The organism is Uliginosibacterium paludis (assembly GCF_039631355.1).
GTDB lineage: Bacteria > Pseudomonadota > Gammaproteobacteria > Burkholderiales > Rhodocyclaceae > Uliginosibacterium > Uliginosibacterium paludis.
The window spans coordinates 138,641-160,153 of the sequence record NZ_JBDIVF010000006.1 but is presented as its reverse complement, the minus strand read 5'-3'; the positions used below and the strand labels follow the sequence as shown (position 1 = coordinate 160,153).

At 66.9% G+C, this 21,513-nt stretch carries 19 protein-coding genes; 13 read left to right on the top strand and 6 right to left on the bottom strand.

From position 1 onward, the window contains the following. Complete coding sequence (locus ABDB87_RS15190) at positions 1-1,440, bottom strand: hypothetical protein (protein WP_345928570.1); 1,440 nt, start codon at positions 1,438-1,440, stop codon at positions 1-3. A gap of 98 nt (positions 1,441-1,538) precedes the next feature. Next, complete coding sequence (locus ABDB87_RS15185; RefSeq protein WP_345928569.1) at positions 1,539-2,993, bottom strand: aminotransferase-like domain-containing protein; 1,455 nt, start codon at positions 2,991-2,993, stop codon at positions 1,539-1,541. Between the two features lie 184 nt (positions 2,994-3,177). On the opposite strand from ABDB87_RS15185, the gene ABDB87_RS15180 reads away from it, so the two are divergent. The 8 genes from ABDB87_RS15180 (at position 3,178) to ABDB87_RS15145 (ending at position 9,080) form a co-directional block, all read left to right on the top strand. Then, positions 3,178-3,528, top strand: a complete 351-nt coding sequence (locus tag ABDB87_RS15180) for a hypothetical protein (RefSeq protein ID WP_345928567.1) — start codon at positions 3,178-3,180, stop codon at positions 3,526-3,528. Positions 3,529-3,773: 245 nt separating this feature from the next. After that, the gene (locus ABDB87_RS15175) at positions 3,774-4,451 is read left to right on the top strand and encodes a FadR/GntR family transcriptional regulator (protein ID WP_345928565.1); all 678 of its coding nucleotides are present in this window, start codon (positions 3,774-3,776) and stop codon (positions 4,449-4,451) included. 52 nt (positions 4,452-4,503) lie between these two features. Beyond that, positions 4,504-5,295, top strand: a complete 792-nt coding sequence (locus ABDB87_RS15170) for a transporter substrate-binding domain-containing protein (RefSeq protein WP_345928563.1) — start codon at positions 4,504-4,506, stop codon at positions 5,293-5,295. Between the two features lie 80 nt (positions 5,296-5,375). Beyond that, on the top strand, positions 5,376-6,047 hold the full coding sequence (locus ABDB87_RS15165; RefSeq protein ID WP_345928561.1) for an amino acid ABC transporter permease: 672 nt from the start codon (positions 5,376-5,378) through the stop codon (positions 6,045-6,047). Continuing rightward, positions 6,044-6,700, top strand: coding sequence for an amino acid ABC transporter permease (locus ABDB87_RS15160; protein WP_345928559.1), 657 nt, complete (start codon positions 6,044-6,046; stop codon positions 6,698-6,700). Before ABDB87_RS15165 ends, ABDB87_RS15160 begins: the two co-directional genes overlap by 4 nt. After that, a complete protein-coding gene (locus ABDB87_RS15155; protein ID WP_345928557.1) occupies positions 6,681-7,409 on the top strand; it encodes an amino acid ABC transporter ATP-binding protein in 729 nt (242 codons plus the stop codon). Before ABDB87_RS15160 ends, ABDB87_RS15155 begins: the two co-directional genes overlap by 20 nt. Positions 7,410-7,569: 160 nt before the next feature. Further along, positions 7,570-8,574, top strand: coding sequence for an allantoicase (gene alc, locus ABDB87_RS15150; protein ID WP_345928555.1), 1,005 nt, complete (start codon positions 7,570-7,572; stop codon positions 8,572-8,574). Beyond that, on the top strand, positions 8,571-9,080 hold the full coding sequence (locus ABDB87_RS15145) for an ureidoglycolate lyase (protein ID WP_345928553.1): 510 nt from the start codon (positions 8,571-8,573) through the stop codon (positions 9,078-9,080). Before alc ends, ABDB87_RS15145 begins: the two co-directional genes overlap by 4 nt. Here the strand turns inward: ABDB87_RS15145 and ABDB87_RS15140 are convergent. Together ABDB87_RS15140 and ABDB87_RS15135 are read right to left on the bottom strand one after the other, a co-directional pair. Next, a complete protein-coding gene (locus tag ABDB87_RS15140; protein WP_345928551.1) occupies positions 9,040-10,434 on the bottom strand; it encodes a diguanylate cyclase in 1,395 nt (464 codons plus the stop codon). The two genes, ABDB87_RS15145 and ABDB87_RS15140, sit on opposite strands and share 41 nt — an antisense overlap. A 422-nt stretch (positions 10,435-10,856) precedes the next feature. Continuing rightward, the gene (locus ABDB87_RS15135) at positions 10,857-12,890 is read right to left on the bottom strand and encodes a PhoX family protein (protein WP_345928549.1); all 2,034 of its coding nucleotides are present in this window, start codon (positions 12,888-12,890) and stop codon (positions 10,857-10,859) included. A 195-nt stretch (positions 12,891-13,085) separates the two neighbouring features. Here ABDB87_RS15135 and ABDB87_RS15130 point away from each other — a divergent pair, with 195 nt between their 5' ends. After that, on the top strand, positions 13,086-13,259 hold the full coding sequence (locus ABDB87_RS15130; RefSeq protein ID WP_345928547.1) for a hypothetical protein: 174 nt from the start codon (positions 13,086-13,088) through the stop codon (positions 13,257-13,259). A gap of 405 nt (positions 13,260-13,664) precedes the next feature. After that, positions 13,665-14,315 carry an esterase/lipase family protein gene (locus ABDB87_RS15125; RefSeq protein ID WP_345928545.1) on the top strand — a complete coding sequence of 217 codons (651 nt, stop codon included), beginning with the start codon at positions 13,665-13,667 and terminating at the stop codon, positions 14,313-14,315. A gap of 24 nt (positions 14,316-14,339) precedes the next feature. On the opposite strand, the gene ABDB87_RS15120 is transcribed toward ABDB87_RS15125, so the two are convergent. Further along, positions 14,340-15,662: an NAD(P)/FAD-dependent oxidoreductase gene (locus ABDB87_RS15120; protein WP_345928543.1), complete on the bottom strand. Its 1,323-nt coding sequence runs from the start codon at positions 15,660-15,662 to the stop codon at positions 14,340-14,342. A gap of 193 nt (positions 15,663-15,855) precedes the next feature. On the opposite strand from ABDB87_RS15120, the gene ABDB87_RS15115 reads away from it, so the two are divergent. The 3 genes from ABDB87_RS15115 (at position 15,856) to ABDB87_RS15105 (ending at position 19,333) form a co-directional block, all read left to right on the top strand. After that, positions 15,856-17,133, top strand: coding sequence for an amidohydrolase family protein (locus ABDB87_RS15115; protein WP_345928541.1), 1,278 nt, complete (start codon positions 15,856-15,858; stop codon positions 17,131-17,133). A 28-nt stretch (positions 17,134-17,161) separates the two neighbouring features. Then, a complete protein-coding gene (locus tag ABDB87_RS15110) occupies positions 17,162-18,304 on the top strand; it encodes a mechanosensitive ion channel family protein (protein ID WP_345928537.1) in 1,143 nt (380 codons plus the stop codon). Between the two features lie 69 nt (positions 18,305-18,373). Beyond that, positions 18,374-19,333, top strand: coding sequence for a DMT family transporter (locus ABDB87_RS15105; protein ID WP_345928535.1), 960 nt, complete (start codon positions 18,374-18,376; stop codon positions 19,331-19,333). Between the two features lie 19 nt (positions 19,334-19,352). Here ABDB87_RS15105 and ABDB87_RS15100 read toward each other — a convergent pair whose 3' ends face one another. After that, complete coding sequence (locus ABDB87_RS15100; protein WP_345928532.1) at positions 19,353-19,892, bottom strand: glutathione peroxidase; 540 nt, start codon at positions 19,890-19,892, stop codon at positions 19,353-19,355. Between the last annotated feature and the right edge of the window lie 1,621 nt (positions 19,893-21,513).

The window sequence follows — 21,513 nt, the reverse complement described above, 5'->3', positions numbered from 1 at the left end:
TCAGGGCAGTGCCGGCTTCAGCTCGCCGCCCCCCTCCAGCGCGAAGCTGCGGCCGGCCGCCCAGGCATTAGCCACCACGTCGTAACGCAGCACATGGCCCTTGCCGCGAATGTTGCGGCAGGTGCCGGACTCGCAATCGGCGCCCTTGAGCGCCTGGACCTCGGTATTGCCATCCAGCGTCCAGACAGCCTTCTCGCCCAGCTGCACAGAGACTTTCCCCTTCGCGCTGCCGGTCCAGTTCGCCCCCTGCTCCAGACTCAGGCGGATGTCGCTCAGCGTGTCGGTCAGCAGGCGGCCCTGCACGGTCTGCTCGGCCACCCGCAAGGCCAGATGGCCTCCGTTGGCACCCTTGCGACCCCAGCGATCCGCCCGCGCCTCGGCCAGCACCCCGGAGACAGCTTCCAGCGTGCTGCCGCGCACCTCCACGTCCGCACTCGCATTGGTCACGAAAAAGAGTGGCCCGCTGGCAGCCCGCAGCGCGCCGCCCAGCATGGCAAGGCGCCCGTGCTGGCCCTGGGCGTCGCCCGAAAAACTCTGGTAGATCATGGCGCCATTGCGTGCGCCGCTCAGCTCGGTGCCGGTCAGACTCACCGAATTGCTGCCTTCGATGACGATGGCTTCCGAATCCCCCGCGCTGCCTTCGCCGCCATTCACGTCCAGCATTCCCGTGGAATAGAGCACCGGCGAGGTCCTGCCCGTCGTGCGCCAGCTGCCGCCCTTCACCCGCACCGTGCCACCGCCACGATCCGTCGCGATCGCCGCGCTGCGCTGGGCCGAGGTGAAGATGCTCACCTCATTGAGCGTCATCGTGCCGCCGCCTGCCACCATCACGCCGTGTGCGTTGTCGCCGGTGGCGCGGATTTCCACATGCTCGAGCCGCACCGAGGCGCCGCTGCCGTGCGCAAAGGCGCCGTTGGCGCCGCTGCCGGTCGCCAGGACGTGGCCGTCCTTCACGCTCAAGGCCGCCCCCTCGTTGGCCAGCAGCGCCGCGTTCATGCCGAGGAAGCTGGACGCGTCGAAGGACGAGGTATTGCCATCCTTGCGCACGCTGATCTGGTTGAGCGCGAGCTTCGCACCCCGGGTCGCCAGCACCGCGCTGGTGTCTGCCGCCCGGGTGGCGAACTCGCGCTGGGCCCAGACGGCATTGCCGCCCGCCAGCACGTGCTCGGCGCGGATCTCCGCCTTGCCCGCAGCCGCGTCCGGCGGCGGTGGCGGCATGCCATCCGCTCCGGCAGCAGGGCCGCAACCCGGCGCGCGCTCCTTGCCCTCGCCGGGTGGCGGGCCGGGCGGGCGCTCGCCGGCAGGTGCGGATTGCGCGCCGGCCGGAGGCGGCGGTGGCCGGTCACAACCCTGGCCGGCGGGCTTCTGCGTGGCGGCGTGTCCCTGCGCGGCGAGGCCTGCGGCAAGGATCAGGAATGCGGCGAGACGACTGAGTTTCAAGATGACTCCCTGATGAAGATTCAGGGCGTCGATTCTGGAAAAGCCCGGCGTTCAGCGCCGTTCAGCGAGGCAATGAAGATCCAGTCGGGGTAAAACCGCTACAAGCCGGCCTGCTCCCGGACGATGGCAGCCAGTCGCTGCAGCGCGCGGTCGGCCTCCGGCGTGAAGGGCAAGCTGCTGTTGATGCGCAGGTAGTGGTTGTAGCGGTCGGAATTGGTAAAGATATGCCCGGGCGCCACCCGCACGCCTTCGCGCAAGGCGGTCTCGAACACTGTCTGGCCACGCAGCGGCGCCGGCAGCTCCACCCAGAGCAGCATGCCGCCGCGCGGCAGGGTGAGCCGGGTGCCCTCCGGGAAATGCCGCGCGATGCTCTCGGCCACCTGCTCGCGCCGGCCGCGCAGGAGCTTGCGCAAGCGCGAGAGATGGCGGTCGAAGGCACCGCTGCTCATGTATTCCGCCACCGCCACCTGCGAGAGCGGGTCATTCGGCCGGCTCTGCGCATACTTCAACATGCGGATCCGCTTGTGCCAGCGACCGCCGGAAATCCAGCCCAGGCGCATGCCGGGCGCGAGCGTCTTGTGCAGCGAAGCACAGTGGATCACGCCGCCGGTCTCGTCCCAGGACTTCAGCGCGCGCAGCGGCTCCTCGTCGTCGCCCAGCGCGGCATAGGTGTCGTCCTCGACCAGGGCCACTTCACGCTCCGCGCAGAGACTCACCAGCGCGGCCTTGTTTTCGTCGGGCATCACGCAGCCGAGCGGATTCTGGAAGTCCGGCACCACCACCACCGCGCGGATGTCGGAATAGGTATCGAAGGCGAGCGACAGCGCCTCGACCGATATGCCGGTCTGCGGGCTGGTGGGAATCTCGATGCACTGCAGGCCCAGGCTCTGCAGGATCTGCAGCAGGCCGAAGAAGGTCGGCGACTCCACCGCCACCCGGTCGCCCGGCCGGGTCACCGCACGCAGCGCGAGATTCATCGCTTCGGTGCAGCCATGGGTGACCACGATGTCATCGGCGGTGAGCCGCATGCCGCGCTCGAGCGCCCGGCGCGCCAGCACGCTGCGGAAGGCCGCGTGGCCGTGCATGGGCACCGGATTGACCAGCATCTCGGGCTGGTCGCGCAGCGCCTGCTGGGCCGCCCGCATCAGCGCGCTGGCGGGATAGGCATCGCTGGAGGCGTAGGCGTTGGCGAAGTTGAAGCGCGTGGGATACAGCTCGCTGCTGGCGATGAACTCCGACACCCGCTCATGGATGCCGAGGTATTGCGTCGCGTCGATCGGCGCGACCCGGGCCGGCTCGCTGCTGGGCGGCAGGGCGGCCCGCTGCGGCCGGCGCACGAAGTAGCCCGAGCGCGGCCGCGCTTCGAGCCAGCCCTTGTCCTCCAGATAATGGCAGGCCTGCACCGCGGTGGAGAGGCTGACCTTGTGCAGGCGGGTGAGGTCGCGCACCGAAGGCATGCGCTCGCCCGGCGTCAGCGCGCCCGACTGGATCGCGCCGAGATAATGCCCGGCGAGCTTCATGTAGAGCGGGCCGGTGTCCTGTGTGTTGTCCATGCCTGATCGTCTTTCCTGAGGCTGTATCGAAACAGATACAGAAGTCCGTCACTGGAACCATAACAGATGGAGCGCGCAGCCGCTGTATCGGTTCCTGTTCCCTGCCCCTGTGCCTGCCGGAGCCCCGGTGCGAAGCCTAAGCTTCATCCATCGACAGACATTCCGAACACAGCGGAGCACCATCATGAACTACAGGATCGAATCCAGCCCCATCCTCCAGCGCATCGATATCGAACCCGGCATGAGCTACACCATCCACGCCGGCGCGCGGACCCGCGTGGCCTGCCAGGCCGGCAGCGCGCTCTTCACCCAGACGATTGGCTGGGCCGGTGGCGCACCGATCCAGATCTGCCAGGGTCTGCATCAGGGCGACATGGGCGCGGTGGAGTCCAGCGGCTGGATCCTCGTCCAGGCCGGCATCGAAGGCGCCCGCCTGCGCGTGGAACTCGCGCCGGAGCACAGCGGCGTGCTGGCGCAGCTGCTCGCCTGGGTGCGCGCACAGCTGCGGCCGCGGCCGCTGAACGCCAACGCCTGAGACTCAGGCCGAGGCTCGAAACCGGAAGCGCCATTCCGGCGCACGATGCCCGACAAGCGTGCGGACACGCCCGGACAGGATCCTCCTGTGCGGGCGTTTTCTTTTCCGGCCACGCCCCGCCCGATCCGGCCAAACGCCGGCTGCACCGGCGATTTCAGGGATCCGGCAACGCCTGAACGCGAACTGGCACGACACTCGCTTTAACTGGTTCAACTGGTCAGACCAGTACAACCAGATTCGAGACCATGCCACGCATCTCCAGCTTCGCCGCGCAGACCCTGCAACGCCAGATCCATGAAGGCCGCTTTCGCAGCGGCGAGATGCTGCCCGGCCAGCGCGAGCTGTCGGTCACGCTCGGCATCAGCCGCGCGGCCCTGCGCGAAGCCATCTCCACCCTTGAAGCCCTGGGTCTGGTGCGTTGCCAGCCGGGCAAGGGCGTGTTCGTCACCGCCGGCCTGCGCCGCCCGCTGGCCGAGGTGCCGACCGGCCCGCTCGCCCTGCCCGCGCAGGATGTCTTCCAGTTCCGCGCCATCGTCGAGCCCGCCGCCGCGGCGCTGGTAGCACGGCGTCGCAACGAAGCGGCCCGCGCCCTGCTCGAAGCCAGCCAGCACGCGCTCGAAACCGCCCTGCACAAGCTCGACCTGGTCGCTGCCGCCGAGGCCGACCTCGCCTTCCACCTGGCACTCGCCGAGCACTCCGCCAACCCGCTGCTCGCTTCGGTGATCCGCTCGCTCGAAGAGCCGATCGGCCACTCGGTACGCCTGCCCTTCGCCGAGCCCGAAGGCCTGTGGGCGCCGGCGGATGAACACCGTGCGGTCCTCGACGCGATCCGCGCCGGCGATGGCGACGCCGCCCACACCGCCATGAGTCTTCACCTGATGCGTGCCGCGGCACGCGTCGGCATCCATTTCAACGCGCCCTGACCGGCGTGGAGCATCCCGTCCCTGCAGTCCCTACCCCTCTGGAGTCCCTCACATGAACCGTCGTACCGTCCTCAGCTTCCTTTCCACCTCCGCACTTGCGCTGGACGTGTTCGCCAGCCTGCCAGCCCATGCAGATGTCCTCGACAACGTGAAGAAGAGCGGCACCCTGCGCGTGGCCGTACCGCAGGATTTCCCGCCCTTCGGCACGGTGGGCGCCGACATGAAGCCGCAGGGCTACGACATCGACATGGCCGCGCTGATCGCCAAGGATCTCGGCGTGAAGCTGGAGCTGATCCCGGTGTCATCCACCAACCGCATCCCCTACATCACCACCGGCAAGGCCGACCTGGTGATCTCCAGCCTCGGCAAGAATCCCGATCGTGAAAAGGTGATCGATTTCAGCGTCGCCTACGCGCCCTTCTACAACGGCGTGTTCGGCCCGGCGGACGCCAAGGCGGCCAGCGTGGCTGACCTGGCCGGCAAGACGGTCGGCGTGACGCGTGGCTCGGTGGAAGACCTGGAGCTGACCAAGATCGCGCCGGCAGCCGTCACCATCAAGCGCTTCGAGGACAACAACTCCACGATCTCGGCCTATCTCTCCGGCCAGACCCAGTTCGCCGCCACCGGCAACGTGGTGGCCGCAGCACTCAACGAACGCACCAAGCTGCGCCCGCTCACGCCCAAGTTCCTGATCAAGAATTCGCCCTGCTTCGTGGGCGTGAACAAGGGTGAGGCCGCGCTGCTGGGCAAGGTCAATGAAGTGATCGCCAAGGCCAAGAAGGATGGCTCGCTGAACCAGATCGCCCAGAAGTGGCTGCACAACCCGCTGCCGGCCGACCTGTAATCCGCTGTCTTCGCCCCCTTGCGCCTGCCGCCGCACGCCCGGCTGCGGCAGGCCAGCCTTCCCGCTGACAGGAAGCCCTCATGGCCTACCAATTCGATTTCTCCGCGATCCTGCCCTACAGCGGGCAACTCGCCTCCGGCATCGGCTACACGATGCTGCTCACCACAACCGGCGCGCTGGCCGGCGTGGCGCTGGGCATCCTCGGTGCGGTGCTGCGTGCCTGGCGCATCCAGCCCTTTGCCTGGCTCTTCGGTCTGTATGTGGAGCTGATCCGCAACACGCCCTTCATTGTCCAGCTCTTCTTCATTTTCTTCGGCCTGCCAGCCCTCGGGCTGCGCCTGGGTGAAGGCACGGCCGCCGTGCTGGCCGTGATCATCAACCTGGCCGCCTATTCCACCGAGATCATCCGCGCCGGCATCCAGGCGATTCCGCGTGGCCAGATCGAAGCCGCCGGCTCGCTGGCGATGACGCGCAGCCAGATCTTCCGCCATGTGGTGCTGCGCCCGGCGCTGCAGAAAGTGTGGCCAGCGCTCTCCAGCCAGATCGTGATCGTGATGCTGGGCACCTCGGTGTGCTCGCAGATCGCGGCCGAGGAGCTGACCTTCGCGGCGAACTTCATCCAGTCGCGCAACTTCCGCGCCTTCGAGACCTACATCATCGTGGCCCTCCTCTATCTCGCGCTGTCGGTCGGCCTGCGTGCCGTGCTGGCCCGCATCGGCTCGCGCTTCGTCGTGCGCAGGAGGACGGCATGATCGAGTTTTCCGTCTGGGACATCGTCCGCAACCTGGCGCTCGCCGCGCGCTGGACCGTCGGCCTCTCGCTGACCGCCTTCCTGCTCGGCGGCCTGATGGGGCTTGCCATCCTGGCCGCGCGCATGTCGCACCGCGTCTGGTTGCAGCGCAGCGCGCGCGGCTACATCGAATTCTTCCAGGGCACACCGCTGCTGATGCAGCTCTTCATGATCTTCTTCGGCATCGCGCTGCTGGGCGTGGATGTGCCGCCCTGGCTGGCCGCCGCCCTGGGTCTCACCGCGTTCTCCAGCGCCTATCTGGCGGAAATCTGGCGAGGCTGTGTCGACGCCATTCCGAAAGGCCAGTGGGAGGCCTCGGCCAGCCTGGCCATGAGCTGGTTCGAGCAGATGCGCCATGTGGTGCTGCCGCAGGCCCTGCGCATCGCGGTCGCACCCACCGTCGGCTTCTCGGTGCAGATCGTCAAGGGCACGGCGGTGACCTCCATCATCGGCTTCGCCGAGCTCACCAAGACCGGCTCCATGCTCGCCAACGCCACCTTCCAGCCCTTCATGGTCTTCGGCTTCGTCGCCCTGGGCTATTTCATCCTCTGTTATCCGCTGTCGCTCTACGCGTCCTACCTCGAAAGGAAATTTCATGGCTCTTCTGCGCATTGACGCCCTGCACAAGCATTTCGGCCAGAACCATGTGCTCAAGGGCATCGACCTGCGTGTCGAGCCCGGCGAGGTGGTGGCCATCATCGGCCGCAGCGGCTCGGGCAAGAGCACGCTGCTGCGCTCGATCAACGGGCTGGAAACCTTCGACGACGGGCTGATCGAGGTCGATGGCGAACGCCTCTATGCCGGCCAGACCGATCTGCGCGCGCTGCGCCAGAAGGTCGGCATGGTCTTCCAGCAGTTCAACCTCTTCCCGCACCTCACGGCCGGCGAGAACGTGATGCTCGCCCCCCAGGTGGTCAAGAAGACGCCGAAGGCAGAGTGCGAAGCGATTGCCCGCGCGATGCTCGAAAAAGTGGGGCTCGCCGAAAAGTTCGACGCCTATCCCGACCAGCTCTCCGGCGGCCAGCAGCAGCGTGTGGCGATTGCCCGCGCGCTGGCGATGCAGCCCAAGGTGCTGCTGTGCGACGAGATTACCTCGGCGCTGGACCCGGAACTCGTCAACGAAGTGCTCGCGGTGGTGAAGCAGCTCGCCAGCGAGGGCATGACGCTGATCATGGTGACCCACGAGATGCGCTTTGCCCGCGAAGTCGGCGACAAGCTGGTCTTCATGTATCAGGGCCGGGTGCATGAAACCGGGCATCCGAGGGAGCTTTTCGCGAATCCGAAGACGCCCGAGTTCCAGCAGTTCATCGGCGCGGTAGCCTGAAACCGCCTGCGCAATACTTCACCGGGGGCGAGCGCCCCTTGCGGCCGCTCCCCTCGCCCGCGAACATGTCGCCCATATGCCGGCGTGAATAAAGCTCATTGCGCGCAAGCGCGCGCCACCGGGCTAAGCTGGCACCCATCCGGAACAAGGAAAACCATTCATGGCCATCGTCGCCCTCGACCCCAACGCCCCCGATTTCACCCGCCGCTTCACCAACCTGGCCGACCCGCGTCTGGGCGCGAAAGCCGTCGCCGCCAGCGATGAATTCTTCGCGCCGAAAGACCGCATGCTCTCGCCGGAAGCCGCCGTCTTCATCCCGGGCAAATATGACGACCACGGCAAGTGGATGGATGGCTGGGAGTCCCGCCGCAAGCGCGGCCAGGGCAATGACTGGTGCGTCGTGAAGCTCGCGCGCGCCGGCCGCATCGCCGGTGTCGATATCGACACCAGCCACTTCACCGGCAACTACCCGCCCGGCGCCTCGCTCGAAGCCTGCGTCTGCGAAGCCGAGGTGCCGCCCGCCGACACCGCCTGGCAGCCGCTGCTGCCGGCCGTGGCACTCGCCGGCAACAGTCACCACTATCACGCGATCGACAGCGATGCCGCCTGGACCCATGTGCGCCTCTCGATCTATCCGGACGGCGGCGTCGCCCGCCTGCGGATCTATGGTCGCCCGAGCGGCGACGCGCTGCAGCCGGGCGCCAGCCTGGATCTTGCGGCCGCGATCAATGGCGCCTGGGTCGTCGGCACCAACAACGAACACTTCGGTCTGGCCGCCACGCTGCTGCTGCCGGGCCGTGGCGTGAACATGGGCGATGGTTGGGAAACCCGTCGCCGCCGCGAACCGGGCAATGACTGGTGCGTGATCGCCCTGGCAGCACCCGGCATCATCGAGCGGGTGGAAGTCGACACCGCCCACTTCAAGGGCAACTTCCCGGATGCCTGCTCGCTGCAGGCGGCCCGCATGGAAGGCGGCACCACGCAGTCGCTGATCACCCAGAGCATGTTCTGGCCCGAGCTGCTTGCGCCGCAGAAGCTGTCGATGGACGCGGTCCACGGCTTCGACGGCCTCGCCGCGCTGGGTCCGGTCACGCATGTACGCTTCAACATCTTCCCCGACGGCGGCGTCAGCCGCCTGCGCCTGTTCGGCAAGGTCACGGCATGATCGAAGCGCCCTGCCGGCTCCAGGTGGAGCCGCTCACGATCGAAGCTTTCAGGCCTTTCGGCGAGGTGCTGGAGGCCAGCGACGCGGTCCGCCACTTCACCATCAATGGCGGCAACACCGAGCGCTATCACGACCTCGCCCGGCTGGAGCCGGGCGCGGACGGCCGCCTCATCGTCAGCATCTTCCGCGGCCTGCCGCGCAGCCTGCCCTTCACCGTCAGCATGATGGAGCGCCATCCGAAAGCCTCGCAGGCCTTCTTCCCGCTCTCCGGCCGGCCCTATCTGGTCGTGGTCGCCCCGCCGGGCGAGCCGCCGACGGCGGCCACGCTGCGCTGCTTCCTCGCCGGCCCGCAACAGGGCGTGAATTACGCCACCGGCACCTGGCACCATCCCCTGCTGGCGCTGGACGCCGTCAGCGACTTCCTGGTGCTCGACCGCGCCGGCGAAGGCCCGAACTGCGACGAAGTCACGCTGGACCCGGTTGCGCTGATCCCGCCAGCGGGCTGAGTGGCGCCTCCCTCGGCGAGAGCAGCGGGTGGAACTCGCGGTCGACGCGCAGCACATGGTTGGCCACCACTTCGATGGCCACGAAGCGAACGAGATCCTGCAGCGTGCCCAGTGCGCTGCCCGCCTGAAGCAGGCTGCGCAGTTGGGCGGCACGTGCGAGCAGGTCGCGGTGCTCGGCGCGATGCGCATCCAGCCCCGCCCAGCCCTGCTCGGCCAGGATCCGTTCCTCGGCTGAAAAATGGGCGCCGATGTGGGCCAGCAGATCGTCCATGCGGCTGACCAGCCCGGCACCGGCCTCGGCACCGGCCTCGGCCACCGCCCGCATCAGGGCCGCAGCCATGTCGAACAGGGTGCGGTGCTCGGCGTCGATCTGGGCATGGCCCGATTCATAGTGCGCACGCCAGTGCAGGCTCAGCGGCAGGCCATCGGTCATCAGCGGCAGGCCTGGCGCGGCATCGGCGCGGGCCAGCACGCTGCGATTGCGGCCGGTGTGCTTGGCGGTATAGAGCGCCTCGTCGGCCCGCGACACGAGCCCGTGCAGGCTTTCATCCTCACCCGCCCACTCCGCCACGCCGATGCTGACGGTGATCCGCAGGCCATGGCTGAAGCGATGCGCCGCGACCGCGCTGCGCAGCTTTTCGGCGGCGAGTCCGGCGGTTTCCAGTGCGGTATCGGCCATCAGCACGGTGAATTCCTCGCCGCCCCAGCGGGTCAGCGAATCGGACTCGCGGATGCAGCCTTCCACCAGGCGGGCGACTTCGACCAGCACTTCGTCGCCGGCCTGATGGCCGCAGGTGTCATTGACGACCTTGAAATGGTCGATGTCGAAAATGAGCAGGGACACCGGATGGGCATAGCGCAATGCACGATGCATTTCCTGCCGCACCCGCTTCTCGAAACAGCGCCGGTTCCACAGGCCGGTGAGGGCATCGGTCTCGCTCTGCGCCCGCAGGCGCGCCTCGAGCGCATGCCGCTCGGTGACATTGCTCGCCACCCACAGCACGGCGTCCTCGCCCTGCACCTGGAAGCCCAGGCGCTGGATGCGGCCCTCGAACCAGAGCGGCTCGGCAGGCCCCTGCGCCTCCAGCCCGCGGACATCCGCGGTCGACAGGCTGTATTCCACGATGTGCATGCCGCCCTCGTCCAGGGCGCGGGCCACCTGGGCGAGGAACCAGCCGGCCTTTTCAGGTGGCACCACTTCGGCAATCTGGCGGCCGACGAGGCCCCGGGCGTCGTGGTAGTAACGAAGATCCATCCCGCCGAAAACTTCGGCATACAGCCCGCTGCGGGTCAGCACGAAGACCAGGTCAGGCAGGGCGGCGAGGATGGCGGAAAGATTCTCGCTGGAAAACATGGCAGGCCTTTGTCAGGGCAGGAGGGTTGAAGCGTCCCGGCGCGGGTCCGCCCGGCAGGAAGCCGGCCCGGCGCGTGCTGGCAAAGCGGCACGCATCCGGAGGGCGGCAGTTTGGCAGCGGGCTGCAAATACCCTAGCTGTCCGGCGTCAAGAATTCATGCGCATTGCATGAAGTTTTCTCGATAAGCAACATCTCCCGATCGATATATGACCGGAATTGCCCGCCGATTCGGCATTACGGCGCGGTTCGCTCTGTTTGCGGCGCCCTGAGAAACGCAAAGGCTCGATGCTGGCCACCCTGAGCGCAGCGAAGCGTGCCGCAGAAGCCACGCACGTCCGCCAGGCCGGACGGACGCCACGGCTGTGCCGCCCAATGAAAAACGGGGTCCGAAGACCCCGTTCCGTCATGCCAGCCGCATCATTCAGGAAGCCAGCGGCACGCCGGTGAGGTAGCCGACGGCAGCACCGTAGCGATCCTTGTAGTTCGCGCGCACCAGCGGGTCCAGCGTGCTCTTCACCGTGTTGTGGATCGAGCCCCAGTCACCGGCGTGCTGGAAGTTGCTCATGATGTAGGTCCAGCCGTTGATGCTGTCGACCGCATGCAGGCCGGTCGATTCGCCACCGGCGGGCACGGACATCAGGCGCGAGAGCTTCTTCGTGTCGACGTTGTAGGCCCACAGGAAGTTGTTCACATGCTGGCTGCTGTCCTCGCCGATGAAGAGGGTGCGCAGCTTCTCGGAGAACTTGAGGTTGTCCGGGTTGCCGATCTTGTCGGGGTTGGCGGTGTTGCCCAGCGCGTCCGCCGTGATGTCTTCGCCCAGCAGCAGGAAGCGGGTCTGCGAGGGCACCCACTCGCTGTTGATCGCGGTGCCAGTGGTGTCGGACTGACCGCCCGCCAGCGTATGCGCCAGCACGCCGCCGGCGCTGATCGCCTTGTCGAGCGCGATGCCGCCGCTGGCGTTGTTGGCCGCATTGCCCTTGATCATCGCGGACTGGATGTTCTGCAGGGCCGAGTAGGCGATCTTGTCCTTGATGTTGACGGTGGTGCCTTCCATCTTGGTGAAGGACATCGTTGCGCCCATGAGGTTGGCATAACGGTGGGTTTCGAGGAAGGCGGCAGCCTTCTCCATGCCGGTCTTGAGCTTGACCCACTGCGCGCTGCCGTCCAGATACATCTTGGTGTAGGTGGTGTCGGCCGGATCGGTCTTCACCGCGGTCAGGATGTCGGCCGGTGCGAGGCTGCCCGCCAGCGCCTCGATCTCGGCGCTGGTCGCATGGCCGAGCCTGATCCAGCTCAGCGCAGCCCCCGCAGCCGTCACATCGGCCACGAAGCCGCTGCCGACCTTCGCCACATACAGCGTGCCGGCGGAGAGATCCTTCTCCTTGTCGGCCACGAACATGAAGAGACCGCCGTTGGTGTAGTCGTCACCCATCAGCACGGTGCGGTTGTCCGGCATCACCTGGATCAGCTCGTGCGAGATGCGGCCCAGGCAATAGTGCTTCTTGATGGAGCCGGTGCCGTCCGGATTCACCGTGACTTCGGGCAGGTGGCCGTAGTGATAGGGATTGGCCTTGCTGGCGTCGCCATAGAGGTTCTTGCTGTAGGCCTGGAACATCGTGTTGCTGGCGATGAATTGCGCATCCGGCTCGTATTCCTCGCTCGAGAGGTGCGTGCCCCAGGGCGAGAGGCTCGCGCCGCAGGTGATCCAGAGGCCATGCGCGCCGGAGGTATCCACATTGTGATACTTCACCAGGCTCAGGTTGCCGGTGGCCGGGTCCTGATCCAGGGTCAGCACCGCGATCGGCGAGGGCAGCGTGCCGTAGGCCGAGGTGCCGGCGAGGTCGCGCGTCGTGTATTCGAACTGCACCACCGCGAACACGGTATTGCCCTTCACGCCGCTCACGGTCGGCTTCGCCAGGGTCAGCAGGGAGGAGCCATCGGGGCTGTCGGAATAGAACTGGCGCTCGCTGCCGGCGACCGACTTGTCGATGATCGGCTGGTTGTTGATGTCGTAGTAGCCGCCGCTCAGGATCGTGCCGCCCTTGCCGTCGGGCACCATGTCACCGGTGATGAAGAAGGGGCGATAGCTCAGGGCGTAGCGCTGGGTCACGCCATTGCTGTAGGTCGCCACCGCGGTCGACTTGACGGTGGTGGTGGCCATTTCGGCCGGCACCGCCAGCGTGGGGGCGGCCATGCCTTCGAAGCTGACCGAAGTCAGGCTTGCCGCACTGCTCGACGCCGAGCTGGCGCTGGAGGCCGCCGAACTGGCTGCCGAGGAAGCCGCGCTCGACGAGGCGGCACTGGAGGCCGCCGAGCTCGACGAAACCGCTGCTTCGCTGGTGCTGCCGCCGCCTCCGCAGGCGCTCAGGAGCGTGGCGCCTGCCAGCGGGAACAGGGGCATGCCGGCGAACATCCGCAGCGCGCGGCGGCGGGCGAGATCAGTATCCTGGGTCATTCTTGTCACTCTCTCTTGTGGGTCCCGGTTGCGTTAGATTCCGGGTGCGGCCGGAAGTATGGCGAGGCTTGATGACAGCACTGTGATGGCGCGTGTCAGACAGCTCCTGCAAGGAGGCCCGGCCCGCGCTGATCGTGCCGCCCCGCGCGCGGCCCTAGCCTTGCGGCATGGGAATCCCGCCGCAAGGAGGCCGCCATGAACACCCGACACTCGCCCGCCATCCCGGGGCACAAACCCGAGCCGGATGAAGCGCCGGCGCCCGCCCCGGCAGACAGCGACCCCGTCAAACCGGTGGTGCCGGCCGAGAAATCCCTGACCGATGCCCACCGCGATCCGGCCGTGCCGGATGCAAAACCGGTGGGTGAATGAAACCTTTGCAGGAAAGGAGCGTCATACGATGGCAATACAGCACCCCCATGATCGCGCCGGCATCCTGCCGGGCGCCCCGATCACCGACCCCGTTCCGCAGCCGGATCAGCCGGCACCGGAAAAAGACAACGATGTCATTGGCGACCCCGGCCTCGTGCCACCGGCCGCACCGCCTGAACCGCGACCGGGGATTTCCCCCATACCGGAGCCCGTCGCACCGGGCGCAGCATGAATCGCCCCGACCTGTCGCAAGGCAGGTCCGCGATGAAACGCTCCAACAGAATGAAGGGAAGCGCAGCACAACGACGCCGGGCACCATCCACCACGAAGTCCGTCCCCACCGTGGTCCCGCCCCTCCGCATCGTTTGGCCAGGGCTTCCGGGAAGAAGAAGAAAGGATTCGAGCATGAAGGAAGCAGGTCAGATCATCGAATTGCTGACGCCGGACGCTCCGGCCGTTCGCGCGGCCCTGAGCCAGAACACCCCGGAACGCACGCCGATGCACTGGGACGCGCTGCTGGAGCCGCTGCGCCGCATCCTCAACCGCGACGGCGTGCCCTTCTCCGGCGCCGCCAGCGAAGCCTCGCCCCTGATCGTCTATCCGGGTCTGGCGCGCGACAGCCTCGCCATGCGCCCGGTGATGCGCCTCTGCCGCCGCATGGGCTACGACGCGCGCGACTGGGGACGCGGCATGAATCTGGGGCCGGAAGGCAGCATCGAGGATTTCATCGCCGGCCTCTCGCATGACGTCGCACGCACCGCGCGCGAAACCGGCGTGCCGGTCACGCTGGTGGGTTGGTCACTCGGCAGCGTGTATGCCCGCGAAATCGCCCGGCTGATGCCGGAAGCCGTGCGCCATGTGGTGGCGATCGGCAGCCCCGACCATTACCAGCGCGACGCGTTCGGCGTGCGCTGGCTGCTGCGCTGGGCCGCCCGCACCGGCCGGGAAGATGTCCGCAAGCTGCTGGCCATGCTGCGCCGACCGCTGCGCACCCCGCTCACCTGCATCAGCGCACTGGCCGACGGCAGCGTCGCCCGCCTGCCGGCGCTGGCCTGAGCCAGCCAGACCCGCCCTGCCGGATCAGGCCGCCCGATCGACCGGGCGGCTTTCTTCCTGCCTCACCGCCACCGGCCGCGCGGGCGACATGCCGGTAATCAGGCGCGCGCCACGGCCGAAGGTCATGTAGGACCACAGCCAGTTCAGACTCACCACGATCCGGTTGCGGAAATCGATCAGGAAGAAGATGTGCGCAATGCCCCACAGCCACCAGGCCAGCCCGCCGGTGAGGCGGATGCGGCCGAAGTCGGCCACCGCGGCATGCCGGCCGATGGTCGCGAGATTGCCGTAGTTGCGATAGCGGAAAGCCGGCAAGGGCGCATAGCCCGCGAGCTTGCGCACGATCTGGTCGCCCACATAGCGGCCGGCCTGCTTCGCGGCCGGTGCCACGCCCGGCACCACCACGCCGGCGGCATCGATGATCGCCGCGGTGTCGCCCACCGCAAAGACACCCTCGCAGCCCGGCACCGAGAAATCCGGCCCCACCTTCACCCGGCCGGCGCGGTCTGCTTCAACACCCAGCCAGCCCGCGGCCGGCGAAGCCTGCACCCCTGCCGCCCACAGGATGGTGGCAGCCGGAATGCGCTCCTCGCCGACGACCACCGCATCGGCCCCGCAATCCATGACACGGGCATTGACGCGCACGGTGACGCCCAGCTGCTCCAGCGACGCCTTTGCGGCAGCAGACAGCCCCTCGGGAAAGCTCGGCAAGAGGCGCGGCCCGGCCTCGACCAGCAGCACCCGCGCCTTGCGCGGATCGATGCGGCGGAAGTCCTTCGCCAGCGCTGCTTTCGCCAGTTCGGCGATCGAGCCGGCCAGCTCCACACCGGTCGGCCCGCCGCCCACCACCACCATGGTCAGATTGGCTTCGCGCTCGGCCGGGTCATCGGTCATCTCGGCGCGCTCGAAGGCCCACAGCAGACGGCGACGGATCGCGGTGGCGTCCTCGATGGTCTTGAGGCCGGGTGCATTCGCTTCCCAGTGATCGTTGCCGAAATAGGCATGGCGCGCACCGGTGGCGAGGATCAGCCAGTCGTAGCGCAGCTTGGCCGCGCGCACGCTGTTGTCGACCCGCACCGTGCGCGCGACCGTATCAACACCGGTCACGCGGCCGAGCACCACGGTCACGTTTTTCTGGTCCGACACGATGCTGCGGATCGGCCCGGCAATCTCGGCCGGCGAGAGGCCGGCAGTCGCCACCTGATACAGCAGCGGCTGGAAGATGTGGTGATTGCGCTGGTCGACGATGACCACCTCGACCTCGGCGCCTGCCAGCGCACGCGCAGCAGAGAGACCGCCAAAACCGGCGCCCACGATTATGACAACGGGTTTTTTCTTATCAGTCATTCTTATGACTCCAGAAGGGGAAATCCAGTGATTGCGCGCTTTTCGTCCCTGCGCGCCGACATGACCACGACCCTAACGCGAAACGGCCGCGGCGCAAACCCGCAGTGCACAACTTCCGGCCTGCCGGAGACTGTTTCAGGCCGGCGCATCGTGCGATCATCAGACCGCACACCGACGCCGCCAGGAGGCCTTCATGCTTGAGCTGATCATCCGTAATGCCAACCTTCCCGACGGACGCTGCGGCGTCGATATCGGCATCGACGAGGGCCGCATCGTCGCCGTGCAGCCGGCACTCGCCGCGAGCTCGGTCAGTACGATCGACGCGGCGGGGCAACTGGTGAGCCCGCCCTTCGTCGACGCGCATTTCCACATGGACTCGACCCTCTCCTACGGCCTGCCGCGGGTGAATCAGTCCGGCACCCTGCTCGAAGGCATCGCGCTGTGGGGCGAGCTCAAACCCGCCCTCACCCGCGAAGCCCTCGTCGAGCGCGCCCTGAGCTATTGCGATCAGGCGGTAGCGCGCGGACTGCTGGCGATCCGCTCGCATGTGGATGTGTGCGACCCGCGCCTGCTCGCCACCGAAGCACTGATCGAAGTGCGCGACATCGTGAAGCCCTGGCTCGACCTGCAGCTCGTGGCCTTTCCGCAGGATGGCGTCCTGCGCAGCCCGGGCGCGCTGGAGAATCTCAAACGCGCGCTCGACATGGGCGTCGACGTGGTCGGCGGCATCCCGCACTTCGAGCGCACGATGGCCGACGGTGCCGAATCGGTACGCATCCTGTGCGAACTCGCCGCCGAGCGCGGCCTGAGAGTCGACATGCACTGCGACGAATCCGACGACCCGCTCTCGCGCCACATCGAAACGCTGGCGTATCACACCCAGCGCCTCGGGCTGCAGGGTCGCGTGGCGGGCTCGCATCTCACCTCCATGCATTCGATGGACAACTACTACGTGTCCAAGCTGCTGCCGCTGATGCGCGAAGCCGGCGTGGCCGCCATTGCCAATCCGCTGATCAACATCACCCTGCAGGGCCGCCACGACAGCTACCCGAAGCGACGCGGCATGACGCGTGTGCCCGAGCTGCTTGCGGCGGACATCCCGGTCGCCTTCGGCCATGACTGTGTCATGGACCCGTGGTACGCGCTGGGCAGCGGCGACATGCTGGAAGTCGCGCACATGGGCCTGCATGTCGCGCAGATGACCTCGCAGGCCGGCATGCAGCAATGCTTCGAGGCCATCACCCGCACGCCGGCGCGCATCCTCGGGCTCGAAGGCTATGGCATCGAGCCCGGCTGCCGGGCCGATCTGGTGCTGCTGCAGGCCGGCAGCCCGGCAGAGGCCATCCGCCTGCGCGCGACACGGCTCGCGGTGCTGCGCGCAGGCAAGATCATTGCCAGCACGCCCGCCGCCACCGCCCGCCTGACCTTGCCGGGCCGCCCGGCGGAGACGGATTTCAGGCTGCGCCGCTGAGGCCCGCCCCCGGCACAAGGAGAAGGCCATGCCGATCTACAGCAGTCTGACGACCCTGCTCGACACCGTCGAACACGCCTATCTGTGGCTCGCGCTGGCGATCGCCGTGGCGTGGCTGGCCGGCGCGCTGGTGCGCCGCTTCGGTCGCGTCGTGGTGATGCGTCTCTCGCGACCGCTGCCGATGCTGCACACCGTGCTGGGCAGCATCGATCGCGCGGCCGGCCTGGTGCTGCCGCTGCTGCTGGTGCAGGTGGTGGTCCGCGCCGCGCCGGATGCCCTGCATGGCATCGAACCGATGCGGCATGCGCTCTCGATCGCACTGATCGCGGCCCTGATCTGGCTGATGATCGCCGCAGTGCGCGGCGTGGGGGATGCGATCATCGCCCGGCATCCGGTGAATGTGACGGACAACCTCAGCGCGCGCGCCATCCACACCCAGACGCATGTACTCGTCCGCACCGTGTGCGTGGTGATCTTCGTGCTGGGCATGGCCGCGATCCTGATGACCTTTCCCTCGGTGCGCACCGTGGGAGCCAGCCTGCTCGCCTCGGCCGGCGTGGCCGGGCTTGCCATCGGCATGGCCGCACGCCCGGTGCTGGGCAACCTGATCGCCGGCATCCAGATCGCGCTGACCCAGCCGATCCGCATCGACGATGTGCTGATCGTCGAGAACGAATGGGGCTGGGTCGAGGAAATCACCGGCACCTATGTGGTGATGCGCCTGTGGGATCGGCGCCGCCTGGTCGTGCCGCTCGAATGGTTCATCTCGCACCCCTTCCAGAACTGGACCCGGCGCAGCGCGGACATCATCGGCAGCGTGTTCTGGTGGGTGGATTACCGCCTGCCGCTGGAGCCGGTGCAGGCCGAGATCCGGCGCCTGTGCGAGGAAGTGCCGCACTGGTGGGATGGCGATCTGGCCCTGCTGCAGGTCACCGACAGCACCGCGGACGGCATGCAGTTGCGCGCGCTGGTCACCGCCCGCAATTCGCCCAACTGCTGGGATCTGCGCTGCCATGTGCGCGCCGGCGTGATCCGCTTCATCCAGCGCGAGTATCCCGAATGCCTGCCGCGTCTGCGCGCCGAAGTGCTGCGGCCGGACACGCCGCCGGGCCGTGACCTGCCGCCGCGTACGGAGCCGGCGCCGCCCGAGTCGCCAACGATGTTCGCCTGAGCCCGTCCCGCGCAACACGAAACACCGCAAAGCGCGCACACTCGCGGCTTTTCGCGGGGAGCAGGCAGGATGTGGGCAGGACTGGGATTTGCGCTGGCAGCCGGACTCATGTGGGGCCTCGTTTTCGTCAGCCCACTGCTGCTGCCCGACTATCCCGCGCTGATGCTCTCGCTCGGCCGCTATCTCGCCTTCGGCCTGATCGCGCTGCCGCTGGGCTGGTTCGACCGCGCCGAGCTCGCCCGCCTCAGCCGTGCCGACTGGCTCGAGGCGCTGAAGCTCGCCGCGGTGGGCAACCTGATTTACTACCTGCTGCTCGCCAGTGCGATCCAGCGCGCCGGCGCACCGCTGCCGACGATGATCATCGGCACGCTGCCGGTGATGATCCCGATCTGCGCCAATCTCTTCAATCACCAGCGCGACGGCCGCCTGCGCTGGTCAGCGCTCGCCCCCTCGCTGCTGCTGATCGCCGCCGGCATTGCCTGCGTGAATCAGGTGGAGCTTGGCCGCCTCGCCGCGGACGCGGGCGGAGACGGCATCCGCTATGCCATCGGTGCGCTGCTCGCGGTGGGCGCGATGCTGTGCTGGACCTGGTATCCGATCCGCAACTCGAACTGGATGCGCGCCCACCCGGACCGCAATCCGCGCGCCTGGTCCACCGCCCAGGGGCTCGCCACCCTGCCGCTGGCGCTGTGCGGCTTTGCGGTCTTCGCCGCAACCAATGCCATTGGCATCACCTCGCTTCCCCTGCCGCTGGGCCCGGAACCTGCCGGATACATCGGCCTGATGCTGGCGGTGGGTTTCTTCGCCTCCTGGCTCGGCACCCTGTGCTGGAACGCCGCCAGCCAGCGTCTGCCAACCAGCCTGGCCGGCCAGCTGATCGTGTTCGAAACGATCTCCGCCCTCGCCTATGCCTTCATGCTGCGCGGCCAGTGGCCTGCGCCGCTGACCGCACTGGGCATCGGCCTGCTGCTCGCCGGCGTGCTGCTCGGCACGCGGGTGCGCGCCGAGCCGGTGGAATCCGCACACTGAGACGGCGACGCGGGCGGCCTCAGAGCGCGGCTTCGATCGCGGCGACCAGCTCCGGCGCATCCGGCGCGGTGCTCGGTGCAAAGCGGCGCAGCACCTGACCACCACGGCCGATCAGGAATTTCTCGAAGTTCCACACCACCTCCGGCGCCGGCGTCGGCTCGCGCTTGAAGCTGCGCAAGCGCTCCTCCATCACATTGCGCCCCTCGGTCACCGGCTGGGCATGAATCAGCCAGCTGTAGAGCGGATGACGCTCTTCACCGGTGACCACGATCTTGCTGAACATCGGAAAGCTGACGTCATAAGTCGTACTGCAGAAGGCCTGGATCTCTTCCTCCGTGCCCGGCTCCTGCGCACCGAAATCATTGGCCGGAAAACCGAGAATGCTGAAACCGCGATCGCGATAGCTCCGGTAGAGCTTCTCGAGCCCTTCGTACTGCGGCGTGAGCCCGCATTTCGACGCCACGTTCACGATCAGCAGCACCTGGTTCTGGAAGGGATACAGCGTGCCGCGCTCGCCGTTGATGCGTTGCAGGGGCAGTTCATAAAGCAGTGAAGGCATGGGGAGACTCCTTTTATGGTTGGGGCGTACCGCCTGCTGCGGGCGGCACGCAGATGATAGAACAGCCCCCCATGCGGCGCATCGTCACACCTTGCACGATCCGGCGACCCGCCGGAAGCTCGCCCGCCGGCACATCGCACGTAAAAGCACAACAGGCCCGCCGCAAAAGGTTTCAGTCTGTGACGCGCGGAGCAATGTTCGCCCCACCGCATTTCCCGACATCGACCGCGCAGCAGGGGTCACCCGGGCGCCCGCTTGCGCAAGGCTCTCAACGGCCCGCGGCAAGGACACGGACTGCAACAGTGTGGACCTTACCGCCCCCGCGCCCTGTCGCCACCATTCACGACACGAACATTGCGCGCCGGGCCATCCAGGCTTCCGGCCAAATTGAGAGGTCCATCGTGAAAGTCGCTTCAGTCGCCCTGCCCGCCCTTCTGCTTTCCCTCATGCTTTCGGCATGCGGGGGTGGCGGCGGTGGCTCGAGCAACACAACAAGTCCAGTACTGAACACGCCAGCGGCGGAACAATCAATCCCAACCGAGACAGCCTCTGCCCCAGACTCAGCAGCCACATCCGCGGAAGCTACACAACCATCTACGGAGCAGTCGAATCCGGGATCGGAACCGCAGGGCCAGGCATCACAGCCCAACACTAACCAAGATGCCCAAGCGAAGCCCGGGACCGACTCGCCCCAGGCAACAAACGACTATTCCGCGGCAATATCCGCGGCCCCCCATCTTGTAAGCACCATCAATGATTATCGCGCTACACATACTGGAGAAAACTTCAAAGTTCTAGAGCAACTGACCAACTCTGTTGAAAGTCTGAAAACTACATTGGAGTTTGCGCAAAACAACCCCTCCGATTGGTCTGCTCAAGTAGCCGCTGCCGCCAGCGCCTGTCGGTATAACTACGTTTCCTCGACATGGAAGATGGTCCGGGATAAGGCAAGCACAGATGCGGTTAGTGCAGCATATTCCGAGATGAACACAAACTGCAGCGAAGAAAACCTCAGTCACAGGTCGGCTGATGTCATTTCTTACTACATCCGCAATGTAGATATGAATTTCGACCCACGATAAGCGATGGGTTGTCCAAAGCAAACGTAGCAGTGCTCCCTCTTTAAATCGCTCTGACGATTTGATCAGGCCGCACCCGCGCAGCCCCCTTCATGCAAGCCGAAATGCATGGAGGGCATTTCAGCTTTCGAAGCACTTGCCCAACAAAATCTTAGGATGATGGCTCATCTGACCAGTCAAGCCTTGAACCGAAACACTACCGACGCATTTCCTCAACGCACTACAACGCGCAACCCAGACCTTGAAGACATCAATAACCGCGAGCCCAGAGGCAGGTGCAGGCTTTGCCGAAAGCAGGCCACTCTTCAACGCGATTCGCTTCGCTCATGACGCCCTCCGCCAGATCGGTCCGATCCCGGCGCGGAAGCCAATGCGCCTTTGTAGGGTGCACTGAGCGCAGCGAACTGCGCCGCAGGCTTTGAAGACATCAACAACCGCAAGCCCTGAACCAGCTCTTCGGCGCGATTCGCTTCGCTCATGGCGCCCTACGCGATGAGCATGCATCTTAGCCAGGGGCACGCGGCACACTGGCTGCATGCCTT